Origin of the sequence: Pilibacter termitis (assembly GCF_900167335.1) — a bacterium.
In the GTDB taxonomy this organism is placed as follows: domain Bacteria; phylum Bacillota; class Bacilli; order Lactobacillales; family Streptococcaceae; genus Pilibacter; species Pilibacter termitis.
This window is the reverse complement of the sequence record NZ_FUXI01000050.1, coordinates 1-8255: the sequence shown is the minus strand read 5'-3', so window position 1 is coordinate 8255 and position 8255 is coordinate 1. Positions and strand designations below refer to the sequence as shown.

Genomic DNA, 8255 nt, shown 5'->3' with positions numbered 1-8255 from the left:
TGCGATAGTTCCATGTTTATAGTAATCTGCTGAGCTCTGAAATAGAACCCCACAACTCTCGCAATGCGTAGGAACTTTCGCATATAGCCCATCAATTCTGTTGAATTTTCTATTTTTCTTATCTACCCCTCTAGAAAACCAACGGTCCTTTTCAAATATCAAACTTTCATCTTGAAATCCTAGTAATTCTCTTGTACACTTATCCATGAAGACATCTCCTTTACTGTTGGGTTAGGCACTTACATTGTAAACGAGATGTCTTTTTTTATGCAAAAAAATCGCATGGAATTTTTGTTATTCCACACGATTTAGTATAGAGCCAGAAATTTCATTTTCTCAAATGTTGATTTCATGCGATTTTTCTATTTTTAGATTATTTCATTTAGGCTAGGTTTTGAATTTTCTCCCGTCCTCTTTCTCCTATATTTTTCAATTACTTCCGTACCAACTTAATTTCCACCGCTTCAAGTCGTAAACTTTTCCCTGTTGTTCCTGCGGTTTCACCGTTTTTCTTCCAATTTTGCCAACCATAGTTTTGCCCATGCACACGATAAGCAATATCAAAATGTTTCGCCACTTCGCCTGTAAGTTTCATTTCAACAGCCTCTAAACGCAATGAGCGACCAGTTGTACCAAGTGTTTGACCGTTTTTCTTCCACCCCTGCGACCAACCATAATTTTGTCCATGCACACGAAACTCTACATTCCCACCAAGTCCTTGAGTATTAATATTCAATTTTAAAGCCTCTAGACGAAGTGATTTTCCTGTCGTGCCAAGAACTCCAGAAGATTTACTTCCTTGACTCCAACCGTAGTTTTGTCCGTGAACGGAGTAGGTAGTTGTCGGGCGGTTGTAGACGGTAATGCTGTGTGGAATAGAAATCTCTTGCAATGATAAGTCGCTTAAATTTGGATTCAGTTTTAAATATTCATCAATTGTTTCTTGAGAATACATTCCAGAAACGCTGATTCCTGCTTTTCCTTTTTTCAATGCTTTCCATGAAAATTTTTGACCTTTTCCTATTTTTTCTAATTTCACACTTTGCTCAGCAGAAGATTTAATAGTCGGACCATAGATTTTCTCAGAAGGTAGATTATCCAAAGGGTTGAAGATAATCTCTCCTTTGTCACCAACAAATACTTTTGCAAATTGCCCTAAGTCTTTGTTATTTGAATTTCTGATAGAAATGTCTTCTAAAACCGCAGCGTTTGCGATTGCCCCGTTAAAAAGCATAAGTAAAGGTGTAAATGCTAAGCAAATTAGTTTGGTTGTTTTCTTCATTTTTTTTCCTCCCAATTCAGATTTTATTTTCTTTACAGTTTGCATTTTTTCTATCACTCCCAATTTATAAAATTGAGAATGGTAAGTAAATCAAAAGTGTGACCCAAAAATCTTTTCATTTTATGCCCCTAATCAAATGAAAAAGACTTTCAATTTTTGATTTACATGGATTATATCACAAAAAATTTCTTAATAATTAACCGAAACGGAAAAAAAATTAACACGGGAGTTTGTTTGATAGTTAAAACTTCCTCCTTTTCTCCAAAACGTAGTCGTTTCAGGTAGTTGAGCTTATTTTTTTTGATTTCATACGATTTTTCTATTTCTAGATTGTTTCATTTAGGCTGGATTTTGAATTTTCTCCCGTCCTCTTTCGCCTATATTTTTCAGTTACTTCCGTACTAACTTAATTTCCACCGCTTCAAGTCGCAAGCTTTTCCTTGTTGTTCCTGCGGTTTCACCGTTTTTCTTCCAATTTTGCCAACCATAGCTTTGCCCATGCACGCGATAAGCAATATCAAAATGTTTCGCCACTTCGCCAGTAAGTTTCATTTCAACAGCCTCTAAACGCAATGAGCGACCAGTTGTACCAAGTGTTTGACCGTTTTTCTTCCACCCCTGCGACCAACCATAATTTTGTCCATGCACACGAAACTCCACATTCCCACCAAGTCCTTGAGTATTAATATTTAAGCTTAAAGCCTCCAGACGAAGTGATTTTCCTGTCGTGCCAATAACTCCAGAAGATTTACTTCCTTGACTCCAACCGTAGTTTTGTCCGTGAACGGAGTAGGTAGTTGTCGGGCGGTTGTAGACGGTAATGTCATTAAGTTTACTAAGGCTCTCCAACATAAACTCTTTTTTATCAGGGTTCCATTTGAAATAATCCTCTATTGTTTCTTTCGAGTGTGTGCCTGTGACATCAAAATTGGTTTTCCCTGCTTTTAAAGCCGTCCAAGAAAATCGACTGCCATTCCCGATTTTTTCCACTTTTACAATATTTTTATTCAAGGATTGAATGTTAGGACCATATATTTTCTCAGAGGGTAATTTATCAAGAGGATTGAAAATAATATCCCCCTTGTCTCCGACAAAAACTTGATTTACCTCCCTTTTTTTTGAATCTCTGATAGATATATTTTCTAAAAAAGCTGCTTGTGTGGTTATTCCACTTTGAAAGGCTACTAGAACTACGCAAATTGTGCCGAATATTTTTTTCATTGTTAATTCCTCCAAATTCAGATTTTATTTTCTATACAGTTTGCATTTTTTCATAGTGTAATTATTATAAAAGGTGGCATCTTACAATAATTCCCCAAAGTCTCCGCCTTAAAAACGCTTAATGTATTTTAATGTTAACATTTTATTTTTGGAAAAACAAATATTTTACTGTATATTTTAAAAATATCTGTTTTTTCAATACAATCGAACTAAAATGTTAACTTCTATCTATGTTATAATATTTTTTATACATAAAAATTGACTAATACAGTTATTTTCTACTATTTTTTTCTTCGTGAAAGTTTAGGCTATTTCTAAAAACTCATGCTTTCTCGTTTTCTTATCTCCCCACCCCTCACATTTTCCACATCAATCCTCTCCCCCCACCCCGCCTTTTATGCTAAAATAAAGAAAAAACCAAAGGAGTACCCCAATGCGTATAGACAAATTTTTAAAAGTATCCAGATTGATTAAAAGACGGACGATTGCCAAAGAAGTGGCGGATAAAGGAAGGATTCAGGTGAATGGAATTTTGGCGAAAAGTTCGACAAATGTGAAAGCTGGAGACAATATTCAAATTCAGTTTGGTAACAAAATTGTGACAGTGAAAGTCTTGCAACTAATGGACTCAACGAAAAAAGAAGATGCCAGCAAAATGTATGAACTTATCAGCGAGGAGCGTGTCCAAGATTGAAAATCGCTTATTGTGATGATGAACCACTCTGCCTTACGTTATTCCAAGAAAAACTCACCGCAATTACTAGAACCCTTGAGGTTCCCTGCACACTTACCACGTACACTTCTGGTGGGCAATGTTTGTATGAGGACATGGAGTTTGACTGTCTGTTCCTAGATGTAGAAATGCCCGAATTGGACGGGTTTCAAGTGGCAACGGAGTATTTGAGCAGACATTCCAAGACCAAAATCATCTTTCTCACCACGCACGGTGAACTTGCACCGTCAAGTTTTCACTACGGAGCCTATCGTTACTTGACCAAACCAGTCAGCGACTTCTTTTTAGAAGAGGCGATTGCGAGTATTTACGAGGAATGGCTGAAAAGTGTGATCACAATTGAACATGAAAAAGGGGTGTGTCGCACGAAATTGCAAGATATTTTTGCCATTGAAACAAGCGAGAGAAAGACGATTGTTCACTTGCAAAACGAGACACTCACGACAACGAAATCAATGAAAGAATGGGCGGAATTTCTCGAAGAATTTCCAGAGTTTTTCATGTGCAATAAAGGCATCTTGATTAACATAAAACACGTCAGCCGATTGGAGAATTTGCAAGTGTATTTTGATAATGACCGTCTTTCTCTTCCTGTGGCGATAAAGAAAATGGTGCAGGTGAAACGATTAATGAAACGGCTAGGAGGGAGTTAGGTGGAAAAACTATGGTATATCACTGAATTTTTATTCACTATTTTAAGTGTAGTGGAACTCTTTCTCATTTCAGATATGGTCAACCGACGTGCTTGGAGCAATATGAAACGAAATCAGAAACTCTTTTTCTCTCTCATTGCTTTAGTGCTGTTCGTATTTATTCTCTGGATAATTGGCGTAACAAATTCTTGGTTTTTTGGGAAAATGTTTCTTCTTTTTGTAATGACTTATTGCTTTCAAGAGAAGAGAGGCTACCTTGATACTTTCTTTACTTATGCGGTTTTTTTCATTTTGTCAGAAGGAATTTTCTCTGTCATTTCTGTGATTACGAATGGAATAAATTTTCGTGTCCTCTTTTTTCTTGAGTTAATTTTAAAAGTTGTTTTTATACTCTTGTCTCTAGTTTATTTGAGGGTATCAAAGAATAAAACAAGGCTTTTATTTACAGATTTTAAATGGACGGAAAAGTGTTTTTCAACTCTTGCCTTGTTATCATTCTTTTTCGTAATAATCCTAAAGCCTTCAGTATTTCGTCAGCAGACGAGAGTAGATGAAGTTCTTTTTTTAGTTGCTATCGCCTTGCTGTTCGTTGTTTTGTTTATTTATAATTTTTATTTTGCAAATTCCAAAATACTAGCACAAGAAAAACAAATGCAAGAACAACTCATAAAAAATCAGCGAGAACACTATGAACGTTTGCTAGAAAAAGATAGAGAGTTTCTGAAATTTCGTCACGATTTCAAACACAAGCTAGTGAATTTGCGTTATTTCGTGGAAAATGAGGAAATAGGAGAAGTCAAACAGTTGCTTGCTCAATTGTTAGAGGAGGAGCAGGAGACGAGGAGTTATAAAAGTGGTAACGAACTATTTGATTTACAAATTTCTCGCCAACTTTCCCTTGATAAGACGGTGAAATTTGAATTTCAAGGCTTTTTCCCGCAAAATTTAGCACTTACACCACTGGATATTAGTGTATTATTTGGCAATCTCTTTGAAAATGCTTTTGAAGCGAGCAGAAAAGCGGAGGGGGAGGAAAAAATCGTCAGGTTAAATATCGTGGAAAAAGGCGAAACAACTGTTTTTCAAGTGTTTAGTGCGAACACTAGTACCCCTACTTTTCAAAACGGTTTGCCATGTTCGACCAAAGGCGAGGAAGGGCATGGAATTGGCACGCAATCCATGAAAGAAATCGTAGAAAAATATCATGGGACACTAAAATTTTCGATAAAAGGGAAATTATTTGTCGTAGAGGTAGCTTTTCCGAGTTAAAAAAAGCGAACGCGATTGAATTTTGCGTTCGCTTTTTTAGAGGCATTTGTTAATAACAAAAACTTGAAGGTTCTAAAAAAATACAAGTAGACAAAGGAATACAAAGAATAAAAGAAAGAGGAATGAGTGCTGGAAAACCTCTGTCCAAAAAGAAGTACGATCTTTCTCAATGTCGAGAAATAAAAATGAAACGTTTAGGTCTTAGGATTGTTTTTAAAGAAGTTCTTCATGGAAACAAGGAAAGTACACTAGAAATTATAGATGTTGTGGTAATAGGGAAACGTTCAGACGATGAAGTGTTCAATGATGTTGCAAAAAGATTAGGATTGAAAAAATAAAAACAAAAAAACAACTCCATTCCTGAAGTTGCTTTTTGTTTTTCTCACAAATTAATGATGTTTCTTATACGACAAATAGAAATCTATACCTTTTTTGTAGGTCTTGAATTTCTTCGTTTCATTTTTGAGTTACATTCATTTCGGAAAGATTGGCGACCCATTTTCTCCAAGGAGTAATGATAGAAACTAAACATTTCAATAATTGGGTTAAGTTATATTTAAATACATCATTTTATTTGCTATGAATTATTTTTTTATTTAGAATGGAGTTCCATGATACTCTATGTTCATAATTAATTTCGGGATTACTATTAATATTCTCAATATATCTTTCCAAAAATTTATCAGTATCTTCAATTAATCTTAAATAATAATTCAATGCTTTCATTAAGCCGTTAACTATTAACTGGCATCCATGTTCATTCTTAATCTCTTCAATTCGTTTATCAAAAGCTATTTTTTCCTGATTACTAGGTTCTTCTGTACTCAAGATATAATATCTTTGTATTTTTGTTGGCTTAATTTTATTATATGCGTCTTCTAAAATAATATTATCGATTTTTATTCCAAATTTAATTTCTACAACCTCATAGTGAGTATCATCACTAGTATTTCTTACGACAATATCTCCAGCTGCATTGGAACTTCTATCTGACGAATAATGGGAGCCTAATTCTTCTAAATATTTTCCTTTATATCTATTCATTTCTTCTAATAGACACTGATAAATTGTATAGAAAGCTACTACAGGAAGTATTGACGCACCTCTTGATGAATATTTATAGTTAAAATGTTGCTCCAAAAGTTCTAGTATCTCATTTATATTGAGTTTTGATTCTCTCGTTACTGGATTCAGAAGAACTATATTTTGCTTTTCTTTTTCTATAATACTCCTTTTCAAAATATGCAGAATATACTTATCAGGTGACACCTCATTTTCTTCAACATCATTTAAAATCCCAAGAAAACTTTGTTTAACATTTTTATTATTTATAGCCCCTGGAAAATCTAATGTATAAGGATGCTTTTGTTCAAGACTTCTAGTTAGCCAACCTGACTCTTTCATAGCACCACGTAATCGTTTTTCTTTTAAAAAAGGAGTTACATATTTAGTATCAAAACTTCTTCCACTATATCCGTTTTCTAATTCAGTTTGATGATATCTAACATCTTGAGTAGGGTTGAGACTTTTATATACTAAACTACTTAAAAGAACTGTATAAACACCTTTATTTGTTGCCTCTTTCTCTACTATGTTATTTACCATATTAATCTGTTCAGCAGTTAATGGGTTTTCTTCATTAATCACATCTATGTCTTTTCCTTGAACTTCATTATAAAAGTTCTCTAACAACTGCCGAGGTGTTATTTCTTCAACCAATTCAAATTCTCCCTCTAATAAATAATATAATTCTTTTGATACCTCTTTAATCATGTTAACACATACACTATTTCCTATACGTAAATATTGTTGACTTAGCGATCCTACCCTTTTAAAATCTTCAGGAAACCCCATGAATCTATAACACTCTTCTATAGTTAATTTGCGAACATTCTTTCCATCATAAATATAAAATCTTCCTGAAATTTCTTGTGATGGTAACGTAGGGTGAATTCCATCTACAGAGTAAATTCTATTAGGTTGTTTGTGAACTCGAGATAAATGTTCTGTACCCTCTCTCACACCAACTGTTCTAATTTTTTTATTTCTATACCCTACAAACCTTAAGCCAGAATTTGGTTGTGTCTTAACATACTCTTCTTCTATCAGAGTATATTCATCATTTGATAAATATTCAAACTCGTTCTCTGAATCCAAAAAATTTCTCATACTAAAGACTTGATTTTCTTCTAATTTATCAAAATCATAAAACTTTCCTAACCTATTTCCCACAAGAATTATTCGTTCTCTATTTTGAGGAACTCCAAATTGTTTAGCATTTAGTACTTTATAATTAACTGTGTACCCTAATTTATTAAGTGAAGCTAACATTATACTTAGAGTTCTACCTTTGTCATGAGTAGATAGATTTTTCACATTTTCTAAAATAAAAGCTTTCGGTTTTTTTTCTTCTAGAATTCTACAAATATCGAAAAATAATGTACCTCTAGTTTCATCATAAAACCCTTTTTGTTTTCCTGATATACTAAATGATTGGCATGGAAATCCTGCACAAAGAACATCAAAATCTGGAATACTAGAAGCATCTAATTTAGTTATATCACATTTAGGATTTTCCCCATAATTTGCTTCGTAAACTTCACAAGCATTGTCATCAATTTCTGCACTAAAAACACATTCATAACCAGATTTTTCCATACCTTGTCGAAACCCACCTATGCCTGCAAATAAATCTATGAATTTTAAAGACATCTTTATCCCTCGTTCAAAATTAGTATTTCCATATTAGTATTTCCATTATACCACAAAGTTTGTTTATCCTATTAATTACTAAAACTTGAAACACCAAAACCCCACGTTTCCCCTTACCTCACCAACATTCAAGGGGAATAAAAAAAGCATGAAACACTCAAAACTTGATATAATTAAAGTACCAAACCATAACGATCAAGGAGTGTTCATGCCATGAATATTATAACACGAAACAACCAAGAAAAGTCATTTATTCAACATTCAATTGCCAAAAGTTTTCAGCGATTTGAATTTGAAAAGATTGCTCGTTTGTCTAATATGAAGAAGGAAAAAGGAATTCCTTATCACACCTTGTTTGTCTACTTGGTAGAAAGTATTTTTTCTG

At 33.9% G+C, this 8255-nt stretch carries 7 protein-coding genes and 1 pseudogene; 4 read left to right on the top strand and 4 right to left on the bottom strand.

Annotation, left to right across the window (positions count from 1 at the left end; genetic code table 11):
- The 3 genes and pseudogenes from B5D30_RS12905 to B5D30_RS12895 all read right to left on the bottom strand — a co-directional run.
- A pseudogene (locus B5D30_RS12905) lies at positions 1-207 on the bottom strand (hypothetical protein); the annotation flags it as partial.
- 226 nt (positions 208-433) lie between these two features.
- The gene (locus B5D30_RS12900; protein WP_159443350.1) at positions 434-1282 is read right to left on the bottom strand and encodes a hypothetical protein; all 849 of its coding nucleotides are present in this window, start codon (positions 1280-1282) and stop codon (positions 434-436) included.
- Positions 1283-1672: 390 nt separating this feature from the next.
- Positions 1673-2503, bottom strand: coding sequence for a hypothetical protein (locus B5D30_RS12895; protein ID WP_078808496.1), 831 nt, complete (start codon positions 2501-2503; stop codon positions 1673-1675).
- A 433-nt stretch (positions 2504-2936) separates the two neighbouring features.
- Between B5D30_RS12895 and B5D30_RS12890 the strand changes: the two genes are divergently transcribed.
- The 4 genes from B5D30_RS12890 (at position 2937) to B5D30_RS13935 (ending at position 5496) form a co-directional block, all read left to right on the top strand.
- Complete coding sequence (locus B5D30_RS12890; protein ID WP_078808495.1) at positions 2937-3197, top strand: RNA-binding S4 domain-containing protein; 261 nt, start codon at positions 2937-2939, stop codon at positions 3195-3197.
- On the top strand, positions 3194-3889 hold the full coding sequence (locus B5D30_RS12885) for a LytR/AlgR family response regulator transcription factor (RefSeq protein WP_078808494.1): 696 nt from the start codon (positions 3194-3196) through the stop codon (positions 3887-3889). The genes B5D30_RS12890 and B5D30_RS12885 overlap by 4 nt, the downstream gene beginning before the upstream one ends.
- Entirely contained in the window at positions 3890-5158 is a 1269-nt protein-coding gene (locus tag B5D30_RS12880; protein WP_078808493.1) for a sensor histidine kinase, read from the top strand.
- A 185-nt stretch (positions 5159-5343) separates the two neighbouring features.
- The gene (locus tag B5D30_RS13935; RefSeq protein WP_159443349.1) at positions 5344-5496 is read left to right on the top strand and encodes a hypothetical protein; all 153 of its coding nucleotides are present in this window, start codon (positions 5344-5346) and stop codon (positions 5494-5496) included.
- Positions 5497-5728: 232 nt separating this feature from the next.
- Here B5D30_RS13935 and B5D30_RS12870 read toward each other — a convergent pair whose 3' ends face one another.
- Positions 5729-7870: a DNA cytosine methyltransferase gene (locus B5D30_RS12870; protein WP_078808491.1), complete on the bottom strand. Its 2142-nt coding sequence runs from the start codon at positions 7868-7870 to the stop codon at positions 5729-5731.
- Between the last annotated feature and the right edge of the window lie 385 nt (positions 7871-8255).